Annotated in this window: 25 protein-coding genes; 8 read left to right on the top strand and 17 right to left on the bottom strand. The window is 63.0% G+C overall.

Features of this window, described 5'->3' with window-relative positions:
• Positions 1 to 7 precede the first annotated feature (7 nt).
• The 4 genes from NKI47_RS22455 to NKI47_RS22470 are packed head-to-tail and all read right to left on the bottom strand — an operon-like array spanning position 8 to position 2,299.
• The gene (locus NKI47_RS22455) at positions 8 to 346 is read right to left on the bottom strand and encodes a hypothetical protein (RefSeq protein ID WP_352593716.1); all 339 of its coding nucleotides are present in this window, start codon (positions 344 to 346) and stop codon (positions 8 to 10) included.
• Positions 343 to 705, bottom strand: coding sequence for a hypothetical protein (locus tag NKI47_RS22460; protein ID WP_023676162.1), 363 nt, complete (start codon positions 703 to 705; stop codon positions 343 to 345). The genes NKI47_RS22455 and NKI47_RS22460 overlap by 4 nt, the downstream gene beginning before the upstream one ends.
• The gene (locus tag NKI47_RS22465) at positions 705 to 1,925 is read right to left on the bottom strand and encodes an NRAMP family divalent metal transporter (RefSeq protein WP_023676163.1); all 1,221 of its coding nucleotides are present in this window, start codon (positions 1,923 to 1,925) and stop codon (positions 705 to 707) included. Before NKI47_RS22465 ends, NKI47_RS22460 begins: the two co-directional genes overlap by 1 nt.
• The gene (locus tag NKI47_RS22470) at positions 1,922 to 2,299 is read right to left on the bottom strand and encodes a hypothetical protein (RefSeq protein ID WP_352569223.1); all 378 of its coding nucleotides are present in this window, start codon (positions 2,297 to 2,299) and stop codon (positions 1,922 to 1,924) included. Before NKI47_RS22470 ends, NKI47_RS22465 begins: the two co-directional genes overlap by 4 nt.
• A 240-nt stretch (positions 2,300 to 2,539) precedes the next feature.
• Between NKI47_RS22470 and NKI47_RS22475 the strand changes: the two genes are divergently transcribed.
• From NKI47_RS22475 to NKI47_RS22485, 3 genes are read left to right on the top strand one after another with little or no spacing between them, the layout of a single operon-like run.
• On the top strand, positions 2,540 to 2,755 hold the full coding sequence (locus NKI47_RS22475; protein WP_023676165.1) for a DUF2934 domain-containing protein: 216 nt from the start codon (positions 2,540 to 2,542) through the stop codon (positions 2,753 to 2,755).
• Positions 2,756 to 2,760: 5 nt separating this feature from the next.
• A complete protein-coding gene (locus NKI47_RS22480; RefSeq protein ID WP_280952094.1) occupies positions 2,761 to 2,889 on the top strand; it encodes a hypothetical protein in 129 nt (42 codons plus the stop codon).
• A gap of 8 nt (positions 2,890 to 2,897) precedes the next feature.
• A complete protein-coding gene (locus NKI47_RS22485) occupies positions 2,898 to 3,086 on the top strand; it encodes a hypothetical protein (RefSeq protein WP_156937321.1) in 189 nt (62 codons plus the stop codon).
• On the opposite strand, the gene NKI47_RS22490 is transcribed toward NKI47_RS22485, so the two are convergent.
• The 6 genes from NKI47_RS22490 to NKI47_RS22515 all read right to left on the bottom strand — a co-directional run bounded on the left by NKI47_RS22490 (position 3,072) and on the right by NKI47_RS22515 (position 8,811).
• The gene (locus tag NKI47_RS22490) at positions 3,072 to 3,833 is read right to left on the bottom strand and encodes a GntR family transcriptional regulator (RefSeq protein WP_352569222.1); all 762 of its coding nucleotides are present in this window, start codon (positions 3,831 to 3,833) and stop codon (positions 3,072 to 3,074) included. The genes NKI47_RS22485 and NKI47_RS22490 overlap by 15 nt on opposite strands.
• 70 nt (positions 3,834 to 3,903) lie before the next feature.
• Positions 3,904 to 4,686, bottom strand: a complete 783-nt coding sequence (locus NKI47_RS22495) for an SDR family NAD(P)-dependent oxidoreductase (protein ID WP_023676169.1) — start codon at positions 4,684 to 4,686, stop codon at positions 3,904 to 3,906.
• 98 nt (positions 4,687 to 4,784) lie between these two features.
• On the bottom strand, positions 4,785 to 5,699 hold the full coding sequence (locus NKI47_RS22500) for a PfkB family carbohydrate kinase (protein ID WP_023676170.1): 915 nt from the start codon (positions 5,697 to 5,699) through the stop codon (positions 4,785 to 4,787).
• Positions 5,696 to 6,895 (bottom strand): mannonate dehydratase, encoded by a 1,200-nt coding sequence (gene uxuA / locus NKI47_RS22505; protein ID WP_023676171.1) that lies wholly within the window; start codon positions 6,893 to 6,895, stop codon positions 5,696 to 5,698. Before uxuA ends, NKI47_RS22500 begins: the two co-directional genes overlap by 4 nt.
• Positions 6,896 to 7,042: 147 nt before the next feature.
• Positions 7,043 to 7,702, bottom strand: coding sequence for a ThuA domain-containing protein (locus NKI47_RS22510; protein WP_352593717.1), 660 nt, complete (start codon positions 7,700 to 7,702; stop codon positions 7,043 to 7,045).
• Positions 7,703 to 7,713: 11 nt separating this feature from the next.
• Positions 7,714 to 8,811 (bottom strand): Gfo/Idh/MocA family protein, encoded by a 1,098-nt coding sequence (locus NKI47_RS22515; RefSeq protein WP_023676173.1) that lies wholly within the window; start codon positions 8,809 to 8,811, stop codon positions 7,714 to 7,716.
• Positions 8,812 to 9,061: 250 nt separating this feature from the next.
• On the opposite strand from NKI47_RS22515, the gene NKI47_RS22520 reads away from it, so the two are divergent.
• On the top strand, positions 9,062 to 9,970 hold the full coding sequence (locus tag NKI47_RS22520; protein WP_023676174.1) for a dihydrodipicolinate synthase family protein: 909 nt from the start codon (positions 9,062 to 9,064) through the stop codon (positions 9,968 to 9,970).
• Here NKI47_RS22520 and NKI47_RS22525 read toward each other — a convergent pair whose 3' ends face one another.
• The 6 genes from NKI47_RS22525 to NKI47_RS22550 form a co-directional block, all read right to left on the bottom strand.
• Entirely contained in the window at positions 9,971 to 10,369 is a 399-nt protein-coding gene (locus NKI47_RS22525) for a DUF1801 domain-containing protein (protein ID WP_023676175.1), read from the bottom strand.
• 91 nt (positions 10,370 to 10,460) lie between these two features.
• Positions 10,461 to 10,931: a DUF1801 domain-containing protein gene (locus NKI47_RS22530; protein WP_023676176.1), complete on the bottom strand. Its 471-nt coding sequence runs from the start codon at positions 10,929 to 10,931 to the stop codon at positions 10,461 to 10,463.
• Between the two features lie 4 nt (positions 10,932 to 10,935).
• On the bottom strand, positions 10,936 to 11,166 hold the full coding sequence (locus NKI47_RS22535; RefSeq protein ID WP_023716563.1) for a hypothetical protein: 231 nt from the start codon (positions 11,164 to 11,166) through the stop codon (positions 10,936 to 10,938).
• Between the two features lie 87 nt (positions 11,167 to 11,253).
• Positions 11,254 to 11,646, bottom strand: a complete 393-nt coding sequence (locus NKI47_RS22540; protein ID WP_023676178.1) for a VOC family protein — start codon at positions 11,644 to 11,646, stop codon at positions 11,254 to 11,256.
• Positions 11,647 to 11,717: 71 nt separating this feature from the next.
• Complete coding sequence (locus tag NKI47_RS22545; RefSeq protein ID WP_023676179.1) at positions 11,718 to 12,128, bottom strand: SRPBCC family protein; 411 nt, start codon at positions 12,126 to 12,128, stop codon at positions 11,718 to 11,720.
• Positions 12,125 to 12,448, bottom strand: coding sequence for an ArsR/SmtB family transcription factor (locus NKI47_RS22550; RefSeq protein WP_023676180.1), 324 nt, complete (start codon positions 12,446 to 12,448; stop codon positions 12,125 to 12,127). Before NKI47_RS22550 ends, NKI47_RS22545 begins: the two co-directional genes overlap by 4 nt.
• Positions 12,449 to 12,699: 251 nt before the next feature.
• On the opposite strand from NKI47_RS22550, the gene NKI47_RS22555 reads away from it, so the two are divergent.
• The 4 genes from NKI47_RS22555 (at position 12,700) to NKI47_RS22570 (ending at position 14,102) form a co-directional block, all read left to right on the top strand.
• Entirely contained in the window at positions 12,700 to 12,942 is a 243-nt protein-coding gene (locus NKI47_RS22555) for a type II toxin-antitoxin system Phd/YefM family antitoxin (protein ID WP_023676181.1), read from the top strand.
• Positions 12,939 to 13,367, top strand: a complete 429-nt coding sequence (locus tag NKI47_RS22560; RefSeq protein WP_352457397.1) for a type II toxin-antitoxin system VapC family toxin — start codon at positions 12,939 to 12,941, stop codon at positions 13,365 to 13,367. Before NKI47_RS22555 ends, NKI47_RS22560 begins: the two co-directional genes overlap by 4 nt.
• Before the next feature lie 107 nt (positions 13,368 to 13,474).
• The gene (locus tag NKI47_RS22565) at positions 13,475 to 13,705 is read left to right on the top strand and encodes an AbrB/MazE/SpoVT family DNA-binding domain-containing protein (RefSeq protein ID WP_023676182.1); all 231 of its coding nucleotides are present in this window, start codon (positions 13,475 to 13,477) and stop codon (positions 13,703 to 13,705) included.
• On the top strand, positions 13,695 to 14,102 hold the full coding sequence (locus NKI47_RS22570; protein WP_023676183.1) for a PIN domain-containing protein: 408 nt from the start codon (positions 13,695 to 13,697) through the stop codon (positions 14,100 to 14,102). The genes NKI47_RS22565 and NKI47_RS22570 overlap by 11 nt, the downstream gene beginning before the upstream one ends.
• A gap of 87 nt (positions 14,103 to 14,189) precedes the next feature.
• Here NKI47_RS22570 and NKI47_RS22575 read toward each other — a convergent pair whose 3' ends face one another.
• Positions 14,190 to 15,446, bottom strand: a complete 1,257-nt coding sequence (locus tag NKI47_RS22575; RefSeq protein WP_352593718.1) for an RNA polymerase sigma factor — start codon at positions 15,444 to 15,446, stop codon at positions 14,190 to 14,192.
• Between the last annotated feature and the right edge of the window lie 65 nt (positions 15,447 to 15,511).

Here is a 15,511-nt window from a genome sequence, read left to right on the forward strand (position 1 = left end):
GTATCGTTCATTCCGGTTTATCGCCCTCGATACTCCCCTTCATACCGGAAAGTTCTTCCGTCGTGCATAACAACCGCGGCCGCGCCGGGTCGGAGATGTCGAGCTTGTCCCAGGGAATGCGGTACACGCTGTCGCGACTGCGCAATCGAAAGGCGTCGAGGACCGCAATGCCGATGGCCGAAGCGGACAGACGCTCGAAGGCCGCGTAGATGCCGACATGGTAATCGGCAACTACCAGGTTGTCGCCATCCGGTTCGGCGCGTATCTCCTCGATACGGCCGATGCTTTTGCCGTGCGAAAGCACATTCCTGCCAGCCAATTGCTCAAGATTGACGGTGGCCATCATCCAGCTCCCGGAATACGCCCAATGACATGATCGCGCAGCCAGTCCTGCCAGTCGAAAATCGCCGTTTCGCGGACGTCGATATCGAACTCGATGTCGACGCCGATGTCGCGCACCTTGTTCCAGGCGATGCGGTGCGGCTCGGCATGGCGCTTGCCGCCGAGCCTTGCCGCAACCCGCGCCATCCAGCGCCCGGGTCGCTCGCCAAGCCGACGCCCCAGCGTGATCGAGCCGAGCTCGACCGCAACGATTTTAGGCGGCTCGCCTGGCCTGAGCTCGGCCACCAGCCCGTCGACCTTGCCGATCTTGACCTGCTCGCGGTCGACTACTTGCTTGTCCAGGATGTCGCGCAGCAACTTCATCACGTGCCTCCGAATATCTGCAAAGGAATGGTCACGATCGCGAGCACGAAACCGAGCGCGATGATGAAGATGACCGCGGCATTCGCGATCATGCCATTGCGGTGCTCGCCGACATAACGCTCGTCATTCAGCAGGAAGAGGAACGGCACCACGGTCAGCGGCAGGCTGGCGGCCGTCAGCGCCATGGAAAAGATGGTGAGCTTCAGCGGATCGAGGCCCAGTGCGATCGGAATGGCGGCGAGAACCAACAAGATCGTATAGACGGTGCTGAAACCCGGGTCGTCGCGCGGTTTCAGGTTCTCGCCCCAAGTCCAGCCGAAACCCTGCGCCACAAGGTAGGCTTGCTGCAGGCCGATTTCGAGCGCGGCACCGAAGCAGGCAATGCCTAGTGAAGCAACGAACAGGACAAATCCCCAGAAACCGAAGATCGGAATCAGCATCAGTGGCAGTTGGTGGTAGTCATCGACCTGCTCTATGCCGTGCGCGGCCAGCACGAGCGCCGCCACAATCAGCACACCGATAGCGATTGTGCCGCCAAAACTCATGCCCAGGCCGGCAATGGCCCGATTGGCTCCGAGATAGCTCTTGTCCCACTCGTCCTCGATCGCTCCCGACGAATAGAACATGAACAGATAGGGCGAGATCGACGCACCAAGAATGCTGACCGCCATGAACCAGTAGTTGGCCGCGTCGTGATCCGGCAGTGTGGGCACGGCCCCGGCCGCGACCTGCTCCCAATCGGGCTTCAGCATGACTGCGCCAACCACGAAGCACAGCGTGACCAGCCCGAGGATCGCGACGCCTTTTTCGATGAATCCGAACGTGCCTTTCCAAAGGAACAGCCATGCCAGAAAAGCGACCGGCAGCGCCCACCACTGAAAGCCGATGCCGGTGGCGAGCTCGAGCGCAATGGCAACACCGCCGATTTCGGCTGCCATGACCAGGAAGTTGACCAGCAAGGTCGCAAGCAACGGCCACAGAAAGGCGTTGAAGCCAAACCGTTCCCGGATCCCGTCGGCGATGGTGTGATGGCTAACTGCGGCGAAGCGTCCGGCCATTTCGACCAGGAAGATGATGCAGAACGTGCCCAGGACGACGGCCCATATCAGCTGAAACCTGAACGCCGCGCCGGCCTGAGCGGCGGTCGCCACTGATCCGACCTCAAGAAAGCCGCCAACGCTGGTGACGACGCCGAGCGATATTTCGAGCAGCTTCTTCATGATTTCGGCGCGAAATATTTCGCGTAGGACGTGCTCAGATCGGCGGCGGCGGCCCGCAGATCCTGCTGCGCGTGTTCCACTTCCGAGCGGTTGCCGTTCTGCACGGCCGTCGCCGCGCGAATTACCGCTGCCGAAAGCCGTCCAACCGCCATCGTCAGACCGGCTTGCCCGCTGGGCTCAGGCGACTTGGCGGACTGGATTTGCGCACCGGCATCGGCGAGCGCCTTGCCGGCCGATTGCAAAGTGCGCGACGTGTATTCCGACGGGGCTCCCCCAGCGATCCAGCTCTCCAGGACCAGCGATGCAGTCTGTGTGGCGGAAGCCGCGGTTTTCGACTGCTGCTCGACCTGGTCGGAAGGCGAGCATGCCGTCAATACAAATATTATCAGCAGCAAGCACGGGCGGTCTGGTCGAAGACCGACGGCTGTAACGGCATTTACAATACGTGCTTGTAGCGTTGCTGCCACACGATTGTTCTCCCCGCACCAAGCGACTTCGGCGCGAAGTTTGATCTAGAGCGCTGGGTGATCAGGTCAACTGAACCGCGATGAACGGCGCTGGCACCGCGGAACAAACCAGCGATCGCCGGATTAGGGGCTGAGGAGGCAAAGGCCATGGATAGGGAAGAGCGTATCAGGCAGCGAGCCCATGAGATCTGGGAGCGCGAAGGCCGTCCGCAAGGACGCGAGCGCGAGCACTGGGATCAGGCCGTGCAGGAGATCGAAGCTGAGGGTTCCGAGGCCGAACGCGGCCCGGTCGTGCCCGATCCAACGGTCGAGGCCGGCTCCGATCCGGAGGCACGCGGCAGCAAGCGGCGGCGAGGGACATGAGGCCGATGCCTCGTTTCGTCGCCTGGATCGTGGTCGTACTGGTCGTGCTGTTCGCCGCCTGGCTGATGATCGGGCGCGACAGAACCGGCGGCGGAGGTCAGCCCACGCCGCACGCAATTGATCAAAATGGATAGGAGCCGACATGACGGGAACCGATACTCATCCTGAACAAGACCCGGCGGAAGGATCGCGATCGGTAGTGGAAAATCAGCTCCGCAAGGAGCAAGGCGGCGAGGGTCAAGATCGCAAAGCCGAGCCAGCTTCCGACAAATCCGGCAGCAAGACCAAGACGCCTTCGGAAGCGCGCAAGAAAGGCTCAGGCTTGGATTGAGCCGGCCGAAAGCAGGCTCACACTGCCGTTTGCCGCGAAATAATAGGGATAGCGCTCCTGGACGATTTCGAGCACCTCGAAGATGCGGCGAAGATGCGTTCGCATCGCCTCTTCCGCCGCAAACGCGTCGGCCTGCTCAAGCGCATCGACAATCCGCCGATGCTGGCCGAGGACCACCGACATGCTGTCGAGGCGCGGAAAAGACAGGAAGCGGAAGCGGTCCATGTGCAGCTTCGCCGCGCTGATGTCGGCCCAGATTCCGGGAAACCCGGCATGACTGGCGATATGCTGGTGGAACAGCTCGTCCGACTTGAAGAAGCGCCTGTCGTCCGCGATGGAGGCGAACGTCTCCTGGACGGCCAGTTCGCCTTTTAGCACGGCAAGCAGGTCAGCACGGCGCGGGCTCTCGACCGCGCGCTTGATCAGGCCGACTTCGAGCGCTTCGCGCAGGAACTGCGATTTCTCGAGATCGGCAATCCGGAGCGGCGCCACCATGCTGCCGCGCTGCGGATAAATGTCGATCAAGCCAAGACCGGCCAGCCGGGCGAGCGCCTCCCTGACCGGCGTGCGGCTCACGCCGAGGGCTTCCGACATCGCCTTTTCAGAAATCAGCTCGTGCGGCTTCAGGCGGAAGGTCAGGATCTGGTCGAGCAGAACCTCGAACGTCCTCGCCGCGACCGATACGCCGGGGCCGGTTTCGCCCAACCGCCCCTCGGTGATGGTCCGCATTCCCAAAAGCCCTGCCATCGGCGACCCCTTATTGGCTCTGCAGCTTCAAGCCGTTCATGAAATGCCTGCGCAAGCAGCAGCGCCGACATTATTCCTTGCGCGGAGAACCGCCGATGCGCGCCAGCAGGCCGCCATCGACGCGTACGACCTCGCCGGTGACGAAGGAGGCATCGTCGGACAGCAGGAAGGCGACGACTGCGGCAATCTCTTGCGGCCGGGCGGTACGGCCGAGCGGATGCATATTGTCGAGGATGCGCAGGATCTCGTCGGGCTTATCGTTGAGTTTCACCGCATCCCGCAGCATCGGCGTGTCGACCGCACCCGGAGCGACGGCATTGACGCGCACGCCGAGCGGCGCATAGTCGACGGCCATCGATTTGACCAGGCCGATCAGGCCGTGCTTGGCCGTGCTGTAGGCCAGAACCCCTTCCTGGCTGGCCAGACCCTGCACCGAGCTCATATGGACGATGGCGCCGCGGCTTTGCCGCAGCAGCGGCATCGCCGCGCGGGAGAGCAGGTAGGCAGCCTTGAGGTTGACGTTCATCACCTCGTCCCAAAGCGCCTCGTCCGTGGTCTCCACCGTTCCGTAACGCTGGATGCCGGCATTGTGGGAGAGCATGTCGAGCCCGCCGAACGCGGACCGGGCAAGCTCGACGGCGCGGCCACAGGCCTCAGTGTCGGCGGTCGAGCCAAGCACGGTGTGCACGGTCACGCCGCGCGCCGAAAGCTGCGCCGCTACCTCATCCAACTGATCGCCCGCCCGGTCGAACAGGATCAGGTCGACGCCTTGCTCGGCCAGTCTTTCGGCGACAGCACGGCCAATGCCCATGGCCGCCCCGGTGACCAGTGCGCGTTTTTTGAACTCAGCCATTTATCCTCCCTCGAACAGTTGCGCAGCGACTGCCATGGTAGTCGACGGGCGCCACTTGACGTGCTCTTTCCACCGAGCCGGCCCAAGCGTGTTCGGCATCATGTCGATCCTTGCATGAAAGCCAGCGTTTCCGCGCGCGTCGGTGCGCCAAGACGTCCGCCAAAGCGCAGGCATTTCAGGGCGGCGGCGGCGCTGGCCACTGCTATCGCCCGCTCTTCGTCCCAACCTTCGGCCAGGCCGAGAGCGAAGGTGCCGTGGAACACGTCGCCTGCCGCCAGAGTGTCGACGGCTTCGACCCGCGGCGACGGCAGATGACGGACGTCATTGCTGCCCGAGTAGCGGAACACGGTGCCGTTCGCCCCATCGGTGACCGCCACGAAGGCGCCGGTCCGTTCGCCGAGAATGGCGACGGCAGAACCGGCGGATATCTCCGGACCGCAAAGGATGCGTGCCGCCGGCAGCGAAGCAACGACATGCGAGGCGAGCGGCAGCAGCCGGTCGAGCACCGGTCGCGACGCGACATCGGCGTCAAGGATCGCCGGGATGCCGCACTCGCGAGCCTTCGCCAGCGCCAGGGCCGCGGCTCCGGGCCAGCGGACATCAACCAGCACGGCGTCGAAGCGGGAAAAATCCGCGGGCGGAAGACGGTCAGGATCGGCTTGCGTGACTGCATCGTAGAAGGGCACAATCATACGCTCGCCGGCGGCATCGACCAGGATCGTGGCAATGGCCGAGCGGCCACCTTCAACCCTGCGCACCAGCGAACAGTCGACCCGCTCCGCCTCCATCTGGCCGATGACATCGCGGCCGACAGCATCGTCGCCGACGCTTGCCCATAGCCAGACCTGCCCGCCCTGGCGGCTGGCCGACGCGGCCGCGCTTGCTGCCATGCCGGCCGCGATCTGCACGGCCTCGCTTGGCAGGAACTTGCCGGCGCCGGAGGGCAGGACATCGAGGCGCAAGATCGTGTCGTAGGTGAGCGCGCCGACGCAGAGCAGGCGGGGCGCCGTCATTGCAGCCGGTAGCCGCGCTGATGGGCAATCGCCGTCATCACGCCTCTCAATTCGGCAAGGCCGCGAAGACGGCCGATCACGGGGTAGCCGGGATGGGTGTGCCGCGCGGCGTCATCGATCAGCTCGTGGCCATGATCCGGGCGAAACGGCAGCAGCGCCGCCGGTTCCCCGGCGTCGCGGCGGCGTTGCTGCTCGTCGAGCAAGATCGAAACCACCGAGACCATGTCGACATCGCCGCTCAGATGCTCGGATTCCATGAACGAGCCGTCCGGGTCCTTGCTGACGTTGCGCAGATGCACGAAGTTGATCTTGTGCGCAAAGCGCCTGGCGATGGCGGGCACGTCATTGGCCGGGTTGGCGCCCAGCGACCCCGTGCACAAGGTGAGGCCGCTATGGGCCGATGGCACGGCGTCCAGGATAAGGGCGATGTCGTCGGCGTTCTTGACGATCCGGCACAGGCCGACGAGATCGCGCGGCGGATCGTCCGGGTGGATCGCCAACGTGACGCCCGCCTCTTCGGCCGCCGGCAGCACGTTTTCGAGAAACCGGACGACGTTCTCGCGCAGCCGGTCGTGCGACAGGCCCGACTGCTCGGCCACCACTTCGCGCAATTCCGCTATGTCATAGCGCTTGAAGGCGCCCGGCAGGCCGGCCATGATGTTGGCAAGCAGACGCTCTTTTGACGCATCCGGCGTCGCCTCGAACCATTCGCTCGCCCGCTGGAGAACATCGGACGCATAGTCGCGCTCAGATCCCTTGCGCTGCAGCATGTAGCAATCGAACGCGGCAAGCTCGTGCATGTTCATCCGGAGCGCCCGTCCGCCGCCCGGCAGCGGCGCAGCCAGGTCGGTCCGGGTCCAGTCGAGGATCAGCATGAAGTTGTAGCAGACCGTGCGCACACCGCAGGCGCCGAGATTGCGTAAGGTCTGCCTGAAATTGTCGTAGAGCCGGTCGAGATCGCCGCGGCCGAGCTTGATGTCCTCGTGCACGGGCACACTCTCGACGACGCTCCATTTGAGGCCCATCGCCGGATCCGCCTCGATAAGCCCCTGGCGCTGCCTGATGGCGTCGATCGGCCAGACTTCGCCGTAAGGGATGTCGTGCAATGCCGTCACGATGCCGGTTGCGCCGGCCTGCCTTGCGTGGGCAAGCGTTGCCGCGTCACTCGGACCAAACCATCGCCACGTCTGCTTCATTCGACCTCCAGCTACGGAATTTTCGATGAGACTACAAGTATTGGATGCTACCATGGCAGTCAATTGCCGCAGTCTAGTGCCTGTGTCCGCGTTCGGGTGGCCGCCCTATGAGAGATTACAACGATACGTGGCGTTCAGATTGAACGGCTATCCAAGGTCCGAGTTTCGGCTGGCCCAAATCGCGCCGCGTTCGAACATCGTGCGCATTTGCGGCACGGCGAACTCGTCGGCGGTGTGCCCGAGCGCGCTGTAGAAGACGCGGCCCCTGCCGTAGCGGCGCTTCCAGACAGCCGGCATGACGACGCCGGCGATGAAATCGAGATGCTCGCCGGTGAAAGTAGTCGTCGCCAGCACCTCGTTGGTCGGATCGACATGCATGTAATACTGCTCTGAACGGTAGGCGAAGCCGTCGATGCCCTGCATGACCGGATCGCCTGGCCTGGTGATGTCGACGTGATAGTCGATGATGTTGCCGGGATGGGCGACCCACTGGCCGCCGGTCATGAACTGGTATTCCGGCTCGTTGCGGAAGCTGTCGCACATAGTGCCGTGAAAGCCCGCAAGGCCGGTGCCGGCCCCGACGGCGCTGGTCAGGTTTTGCAGCTCCGGCTTTTCGATTGTCGACATGGTGATCACCGGGACAATGAGATCGAGCTTGTCCAGCTGCGGATCGGCAAGTGCCGAAGTCCCCTGCTCCAGCTGCACGTCGAAGCCGTTGCCGGCCAGCATCTCCTTGACGATTTCGGCGCTTCGGGCCGGGGTGTGACCTTCCCAGCCGCCCCAGAAAATCAGTGCCGTCTTGCTCATCGCATTATTCCCTATTCCAGAATTCCGAAAGGCAGGTCGGCGCGCATCGGCGCCGGCCGGGCGCAGCGATATCTGAGATCGATACCCTGCCCTATCTCTGCTGAAGAGATGATCGATTCCATGATTTCCAGGACATGGAGGGAAAGATCGAGACTGGCGCGGTGTTGCCTGCCCGAGACGACCGCCTGCGCCATGTCGGCAAGGCCGAGGCCCCGGTAATTGCCGTCGCCATACGAATGGATCTGATCGGCCACCGTCCAGTCGCCCTTGCGCTGGCTGGTCCTGATGTCGCCCTGAAACTGGTTGGGATCGGAGACGATCATCGAGCCCTTGGTTCCGTAAAGTTCGATGTGATTGTGTTCATGCTTCCAGACGTCGAAGCTGGTGGTGATCGAGACCGCGGCGCCATTCTCGAATGCGAGCAGGCCGGAAATATGGGTCGGCACCTCGACCCGGATGGTTTCGCCCTGGCGCGGTCCAGAACCGATGGTGCGGGTGGCGTAGGAAGACTTCGCCTGCCCGGTCACGGATTTTACCGGACCCAGGAGATTGACCAGGCAGGTCAGATAGTACGGTCCCATGTCGAGCATTGGCCCACCGCCGGGCTGATAGTAGAAATCCGGATTGGGATGCCAGAGCTCGTGGCCGGGCACCTGCATGAAGGCAGAGCCGGCGACAATGGTCCCAGCCGTATCCTCATCGACCAGCCGCCGCGCCGTCTGGTGGGAGCCGCCAAGAAAGGTGTCGGGTGCGCAGCCGACGCGCACGCCCTGTTCGCGCGCCGCCGCGACCAGCCGCTCGGCGTCGCTGAGCGTCGTTGCCAGCGGCTTCTCGGAATAGACGTGCTTGCCTTGCCCGACAGCCTGCAGGCCGACCGGCACATGATGCTGCGGCGTCGTCAGATTGAGCACGATCTCGACGCGCGGATCGGCCAACAGCGCGTCGACCGGCATGGCAGCCAGGCCGTAGGCCGCTGCCTTCGCCTCGGCTGCCGCCCGGTTGATGTCGGCGACGCCGACAATGTCGAGCACCGGGAATTGTGGCGATGCCTTCAGATAGGCATCCGAAATGTTGCCGCAGCCGATAATGCCGACACCGATCCTCCGCATGGGCTTCTCCTCAAAAGGCGGCATTGATGAAACAGCAGAACTCGTTTGTCACCCCCCTTTCGGCCAGACGACGTTATCCCGTGTTATCCCGTGACAAGGATATACCTCGAGAGCCTCAGAACCGCCGCCCGATCACAATCGCGCGCCTATGCGCGAGCCGCTTGCTTTCGAGGTCGAACGGCCGGTACTCAGCAACATTGCTTCATGTAGCTTGCTCGACATTTTTGATGCCGGCTTTAGAAGGACGCAAATGATCCGCCCACAAGGAACCATCGCACCGATCCTGACGCCGTTCGAAAACGACGGCCGGATCGCCCGCGATCTCTGGATATCCCACGCCAAATGGGTGCTGGATCAGGGAGCGCATTTCCTGTCGCCGTTCGGCACCACGGGCGAGGCCTTGTCCGTCTCGTTGCGCGAGCGAATGCAAGCGCTGGAGTGGCTGGTCGAGGCCGGCATTTCGCCAAGCCATCTGATGCCCGGCACCGGTGTCACAGCACTTGCCGAGACCGTCGAGCTGACGGCGCATGCCGTCGGGCTCGGCTGTGCCGGGGTGATGGTGCTGCCGTCGTTCTTCTATACGGCCGCCGGCGACAACGGACAGGCCCGCTACTATGGCGAGCTGATCGAACGGGTGGCGAACCCGGCGATGAGGATGATCCTCTACCACATCCCGCAGAATTCCGGCGTACCGGTGAGCCCGGCGCTGACCGCCCGCTTGAGCCAAGCGTTTCCGGATGTCGTGGTGGCTTACAAGGACAGCGCCGGCGATTGGAACAACACCGCGGCAGTCATTGCGGCAGCCCCAAGGGTCGCGGTGTTCCCGAGCTCGGAAGCACAGCTGACGAAAGGCCTCGCCAACGGTGCTGCGGGATGCATCTCGGCGACGGTCAATCTGAATGCCGCAGCGATCCGGGCCCTCTACGACGCAGCACTGGCGGGAGAGGACATTACTGACGCGGATGCCGCCATCAAGGCGTTCCGCAAAATCATCCAGGACGCCGGCCTCATCTCCGCGATGAAGGCAGTGCTGGCGGTACGGTCCGGCGACAGACGCTGGCTGAACCTGCGCGCGCCGCATGAGAACGCGACGCAAGCCACCGGCGAAGCTTTGCTCGCCGCTCTCGGCCCGCTAGCCGACCATATCGGCCGGAGCTGACTATCGGGCCGCGTTCAGGGCGGCAGCAGCGCGTATCAGCGCCTTGAACGCATTCTCATCTATATCTTCGCCCTCACGGATATCGATGGCGCGCCTGGTGTTGCCTTCGAGACTGGAGTTGAACAGGCCTGAAGGATCCGGCAGGGAGGCGCCCTTTGCGAAGGTCACCTTCACGACGTTCTTGTAGGTCTCGCCGGTGCAGATTATTCCGGCGTGCGACCACACCGGAACGCCTCGCCACTTCCACTCCTCGACCACTTCCGGGTCAGCCTGCTTGACGAGAGCGCGGATATGGGAAAGCGTCTTGCCTCGCCAATCGCCCAGCTCACTGATCCTCGCATCTATCAGCTGAGAGGGAGAGCTTTCTGCATTTCCTTCCATAGAGCCACTCTTCATCATCATTGTCGCTTTCCCTAGGGTTGTTGCCGCTCGCCCGTCACATGAATACCGCTAGTCGGCACCGGGTTTGCGGGAATGACTCGCATTCCACTCACATTCGCTCGCCAGGCAACTGGCTGGCTTGCTTTACCCAGTCGGTGAGTTGAGCTTCGTCGAGCTGGTCGTCCTCGCGGATGTCGAGGTAGCGCACGTCCTTGTGCTTGGACTCGCCTGGAGGGACAGGATGCAGCGACGTGCCGCGGAAGAAAGCCAGCTTGATGTACTTTGTGAAGCAATGGAAGTTGAGGAACCAGCCTTGACCCTCTACGCCATAGAAGGGCGAGTTCCATTTGACGGCCTTGCGCAGGTTGGGAACGTTGCGCTCGATGAGTGCGTCGAGGCGGCGGCCGACGTCGCGTTTCCAGCCCGGCATGGCCGCGATGTAGGCCTGCACAGGAGCGTCACCATCACCCTTCGGGATCTGCGGGTTGCCGCCTGCGAGGAGGACCGGCTTGGCGGCTGCAGGCTTGGCGGCGGGCTTCTTCGCGACCGCCGCTGACTTGATGGACGTCTTGTTGGCCATGCGTTCACTCCAATGCGCCGGTGCCCCCTGCGTTGCGCCACTTGGGCGCGTAAGGCAGCACGAACATGTACAGACCGGTAAGCAGGAGCAAGCCGAGTGGAAACAGCGGCAAGAGGTATACCCAGTAGGCGGGTTCCTTGCCTGCTCCCAGGCTGATGAAGATAGCGGCGACGACCGCCGCAAAGATAATCGACAGCCAGCGGTGGATCTGCCGAACCCATTTGTTCCAATCCATTGAGACCTCCTCTGAAGACGAACCGAAGCGGATCGGGCGGCCCGTTTGGCGACTCCCGCCGGGCAGCCACGCCACTGAACGCATGCTTTACCAGCGCGCCAGTTGGGTGATTTGAACGAGATTGCCGCAGTTGTCGTTCAGCTGGGCGATGGTCGAGCCGGTTACTTCGGTCGGCGGCATCGTGAACTCGGCGCCGCGCGCTTTTATGCGCTCGTAGTCGCCCTTGACGTTATCGGTGAAGAACATGACCGCGGGCTGGCCCTGCTGGAAAATGGCTTGCTGGTAGGTCTTTGCAGCCGGGTTGTCATTGAGCGCGAGTTGCAGCTCGGCACCGTCCGGCTCGTCGGGTGATCCAACGGTCAGCCAGCGAAACGGCCCATTGCTGAAATCGGCCTTCTTGGTAAAGCCGAGCGTTTCGGTGTAAAAGCCCAGTGCCTTTTCCTGGTCGTCCACGTATACTTTGGCCAACTTGATCTTCATTGGCTTGCCTCCATTATCGCCTCGTGATGTCGCTCTGTAACAGAGCCCTTGCTTGGATAGCCCAGCGGATCTCAGTCCGTCCGCGCCAGAACCTGCTCCAGATCGTCAAAGAACCTCGGCCAGCCGACTTTGGCACCCCGGAAGTAAGGCTGCTGATCCGGCCGGAAGCCCGACTGTTCCATGCGCAAGCGGGCTCCGGTGCTCGTGGGGGTGAGGGTCCAGGAGACGACACTCTTGAGATCCTTGGTATCCCACGTGTAAGTCAGTGTTCTGTTCGGCTCGACCGTCTGCACCTGACACTCGACAGAGCCCCAGTCTGCGTGAAGATTGAAGCGGTGGTTCGCGACAGGTTTGAAGTCATTTTTCATGAGCCACTCCTCGATCAAGTGTGGTTGCGTGAGCGCGCGCCAGATCTTCTCGGGCGGATAAGCGATTTCCCGTTCAACAATGACGGAGAGTGTTTCGGTCGACGTTCGGTTCACTGGTCCATCCTTTTGAGCAGGTCTTCGAGGTCGTCGAACCGGCTCTGCCAGAACCCGGTCATCTGGCTTGTCCAGTCAATCAGGGGGGCAAGCGCAGCAAGCTGCGCGCTATAATGGGTCTGTCGCCCTGCATGGCGGTCGCGCACGAGCCCGGCCTGCCTCAAAACGCCGAGATGTTTTGACACGGCCGGTTGCGAGATCCCGGCCTGAGCCGTCAGAGCCCCGACCGTCTGCTCTCCTTCGCGACACAGCCGCTCAAAAATAGCGCGCCGAGTCGGATCGGCAAGCGTTCTGAAGAGTACATCGTGAGCCTTTGGCATTGGGATCGATAACCCTTCGGCTATTGATCGATGTATAACCACCGGGATATGTGTGAGTCAAGCGGGAAGCGGCACAATTCTCGTTGCAGGAGCGATCACCTGCTTCGCTCACACAGCGGTCTGCTTCAAGAAGTGGAACGAGCGCCGCGACGGTCGCTGACCTGGGGGCAGCCTGGTGTGCCAAAGTACTCTGCGCTGGAATCGTCAAGTGTGATGCGCTATATGACTATCTACATGGTCAGGAGCGTGACATGGACGCGGTCAATCTGGCGGACGCCAAGGCACATCTGAGTGAGCTCGTCGACCGGGTTGAAGCTGGAGACTCGATCGACATAACCCGGCGTGGCAAGCCGGTCGCCAGGCTCACGGCCGTGGCCCGCCCTCGCAAACGGATCGACGCCGTCCTGCTCCAATCCCTGACCGCAACCATGCCTCTGCAGGCTCAGGCTGCCACCGATCTGGTGCGATCGATGCGAGATGGCGATCGCTATTGACGTCCTATCTCGATACTTCGCTGATCATCGCGGCGCTATCCAACGAAGCCATGACCGCGCGCGTTCAGGGCTGGCTGGCGGAGCAGGACCCTGCGCAACTTGTGATCAGCGACTGGACCATCACCGAGATGTCCTGCGCCATGGCGATCAAGCTTCGGACCGGACAAATCGACCTGGAGCAACGCGCGGCAGCGCTCGCGATGTTCAATAAGCTTGTCGCTGAGAGCTTCACCGTGCTGCCGGTGACGGGCGGGCATTTTCGGGTCGCCGCGAAATTCGCCGATCAGCATATGCTCGGGCTTCGTGCTGGCGACGCCCTGCACCTCGCGACGGCATCGGAGCATGGCGCCACGGTGTGGACCCTCGACCAGCGGCTCGCCGAGGCAGGACCGATTCTCGGCGTGCCGACGCAGTTGCTGGCATGATCGAGGCCCTCTCCTCCAAAATGAATAAACCGATTGGCTGCAATTCTTGACCTTGACGACTTGTGGATATACATTTCTTCCAGCGTATATCTAAGAGAGGAAGTGGCATGCAGGTCGCCAAATGGGGAAACAGTCTTGCGGTCCGCCTTCCCGCCGCTGTGGTCGAAGCGCTTGAACTCAGGGAAGGCGATGAGATCGAAATCCATGTCGCTGACGCCCGCCAGCTTGGCGTCGCGCGGAAGCCCGGGCGTGAGGAGTTGCTGAAGCGTCTCCGCGCCTTCCGCGGTCGGCTTCCCGCTGACTTCAAATTCGATCGGGACGAGGCAAATGCCCGTTAGTTTTTTCGATACCAATGTCCTTCTTCATATCGCGTCAGGCGACACGGCGAAGGCGGATCGGGCCGAGGCGGTCATCGCCGATGGCGGGGCGATCAGCGTGCAGGTTCTCAATGAACTCACCAATGTCGCGCGTCGGAAGATGCAAATGTCATGGGACGAAACGCATGCGCTGCTGACCACGCTGCGCGGCCTGTTGACGGTTCATCCGCTCACGCTCGAGACCCACGAAACAGGATTGAGGCTCGCCGAGCGGTACGGCCTTTCCACCTATGACGCGATGATCGCCTCCGCGGCGGTTCACGCTGGCTGCGATACACTTTGGTCGGAGGACATGCAGCACGCAATGGCGCTCGACGAAGGCTTGCGCATCGTTAATCCCTTTCGCGTTGCGAGCTGATCACGCTCATTGAAGGGGGCTGGCCGGGAGCGAACTGGCGGCTTTCGATGTTGCCGAGCGGCGCGTCGGGCACGGAGAGCGATGCTGTCAACCACAAGCGTCTGCGCGGGCGAGGAGAAAGGCCGCTTCGCGCACGTTGCGGGTGAGCTTGGCCGCAGCCTCGAATTCGGCGCGGGCCTCGGCCAGCCGGCCGGCCCGAAACAGAAAATCGCCCCTCGCCGCCGGCAATGGCGCATAATTGCGCAAGGCGGCGGCGTCGGCAATCTCGTCTACCAGCCGCAGGCCCGCTTCGGGCCCGAAGGCCATGCTGTGGGCGACCGCTCGATTGAGATCGACCACCGGCGAGGGCATCACTGCACGCAGCCGGTCGTAGAGCGCTGCGATACGGGGCCAGTCGGTATCGGCCGGACTGCGCGCCCGCGCGTGACAGGCTGCAAGCGCGGCCTGCAACACATAGGGGCCATCGCCCCCGAGGGCTTCGGCACGGGCCAGCGCGTCAAGGCCTCGGCGGATCAGCAGCTGGTCCCAGCGCGCGCGGTTTTGCTCGGTCAGGGTCAAGAGGGCGCCGTCCGGCCCGATGCGTGCCGGCAGGCGCGATGCCTGGATTTCCATCAGAGCCAGCAGGCCGAACACCTCGGCATCCTCGGCCATCAACCCCGCCAGCATGCGGCCGAGCCGTTGTGCCTCCAGGCACAGGCTCGGGCGGACAAGGTCGTCGCCTGCCGTGGCAGCATAGCCTTCATTGAAGATGAGATAGATGACCTCCAGCACCGAGGACAGACGCGCCGCACGCTCGGCGCCGCGCGGCACCTCGAAGCTGAGCCCGGCCTTTCCGATCGTCCTCTTTGCGCGGACGATGCGCTGGGCGATCGTCACCTCGCTCGACAGGAAAGCACGGGCGATCTCGTCCGTCGTCAGGCCGCCGATGACACGCAGCGTGAGGGCCGCGCGGGCGTCGGCCGAAAGTATGGGGTGGCAGGCTGTGAAGATGAGGCCCAGCAGCTCGTCGCCAAGATCGTCGTTCATGGCCATTTCGTTTCCCTCGGCCGTACCATCGCAGTCGCCGTCCAGCTCCCGCGCGATCTCCTCATGCTTGCGCTCGCGCATCTTGTCGCGACGGATCGCGTCGATGGCGCGGCGTTTGGCGACCGTCATCAGCCAAGCGCCGGGATTAGCCGGAACGCCGGTCCTGGACCATTCGGATAGGGGTATGACGAGGGCGTCCTGCACCAGTTCCTCTGCAAGATCGACATTGCGCACGAGGCGGGCCAGGCCCGCGATGAGCCGGGCACGTTCAATGCGAAAAATCGCCTCGATCGCCTGCTGCGTCTCGCCTGCCGTCATGCTGCCTTATCGGCCAAAGCCATAACGAAGGCAAAGCAGGTTGCGGCCGACAGGTTCAGTTGCCG

It is taken from the genome of Mesorhizobium sp. M0633 (assembly GCF_040320645.1).
Classification (GTDB): Bacteria; Pseudomonadota; Alphaproteobacteria; order Rhizobiales; family Rhizobiaceae; genus Mesorhizobium.

Coding starts and splice junctions, on each gene's coding strand:
- NKI47_RS22455 (WP_352593716.1), bottom strand. CDS start 346: ATGATGGCCACCGTCAATCTTGAGCAATTGGCTGGCAGGAATGTGCTT.
- NKI47_RS22460 (WP_023676162.1), bottom strand. CDS start 705: ATGAAGTTGCTGCGCGACATCCTGGACAAGCAAGTAGTCGACCGCGAG.
- NKI47_RS22465 (WP_023676163.1), bottom strand. CDS start 1,925: ATGAAGAAGCTGCTCGAAATATCGCTCGGCGTCGTCACCAGCGTTGGC.
- NKI47_RS22475 (WP_023676165.1), top strand. CDS start 2,540: ATGGATAGGGAAGAGCGTATCAGGCAGCGAGCCCATGAGATCTGGGAG.
- NKI47_RS22480 (WP_280952094.1), top strand. CDS start 2,761: ATGCCTCGTTTCGTCGCCTGGATCGTGGTCGTACTGGTCGTGCTGTTC.
- NKI47_RS22485 (WP_156937321.1), top strand. CDS start 2,898: ATGACGGGAACCGATACTCATCCTGAACAAGACCCGGCGGAAGGATCG.
- NKI47_RS22490 (WP_352569222.1), bottom strand. CDS start 3,833: ATGGCAGGGCTTTTGGGAATGCGGACCATCACCGAGGGGCGGTTGGGC.
- NKI47_RS22495 (WP_023676169.1), bottom strand. CDS start 4,686: ATGGCTGAGTTCAAAAAACGCGCACTGGTCACCGGGGCGGCCATGGGC.
- NKI47_RS22500 (WP_023676170.1), bottom strand. CDS start 5,699: ATGACGGCGCCCCGCCTGCTCTGCGTCGGCGCGCTCACCTACGACACG.
- uxuA (WP_023676171.1), bottom strand. CDS start 6,895: ATGAAGCAGACGTGGCGATGGTTTGGTCCGAGTGACGCGGCAACGCTT.
- NKI47_RS22510 (WP_352593717.1), bottom strand. CDS start 7,702: ATGAGCAAGACGGCACTGATTTTCTGGGGCGGCTGGGAAGGTCACACC.
- NKI47_RS22515 (WP_023676173.1), bottom strand. CDS start 8,811: ATGCGGAGGATCGGTGTCGGCATTATCGGCTGCGGCAACATTTCGGAT.
- NKI47_RS22520 (WP_023676174.1), top strand. CDS start 9,062: ATGATCCGCCCACAAGGAACCATCGCACCGATCCTGACGCCGTTCGAA.
- NKI47_RS22525 (WP_023676175.1), bottom strand. CDS start 10,369: ATGATGAAGAGTGGCTCTATGGAAGGAAATGCAGAAAGCTCTCCCTCT.
- NKI47_RS22530 (WP_023676176.1), bottom strand. CDS start 10,931: ATGGCCAACAAGACGTCCATCAAGTCAGCGGCGGTCGCGAAGAAGCCC.
- NKI47_RS22535 (WP_023716563.1), bottom strand. CDS start 11,166: ATGGATTGGAACAAATGGGTTCGGCAGATCCACCGCTGGCTGTCGATT.
- NKI47_RS22540 (WP_023676178.1), bottom strand. CDS start 11,646: ATGAAGATCAAGTTGGCCAAAGTATACGTGGACGACCAGGAAAAGGCA.
- NKI47_RS22550 (WP_023676180.1), bottom strand. CDS start 12,448: ATGCCAAAGGCTCACGATGTACTCTTCAGAACGCTTGCCGATCCGACT.
- NKI47_RS22555 (WP_023676181.1), top strand. CDS start 12,700: ATGGACGCGGTCAATCTGGCGGACGCCAAGGCACATCTGAGTGAGCTC.
- NKI47_RS22565 (WP_023676182.1), top strand. CDS start 13,475: ATGCAGGTCGCCAAATGGGGAAACAGTCTTGCGGTCCGCCTTCCCGCC.
- NKI47_RS22570 (WP_023676183.1), top strand. CDS start 13,695: ATGCCCGTTAGTTTTTTCGATACCAATGTCCTTCTTCATATCGCGTCA.
- NKI47_RS22575 (WP_352593718.1), bottom strand. CDS start 15,446: ATGACGGCAGGCGAGACGCAGCAGGCGATCGAGGCGATTTTTCGCATT.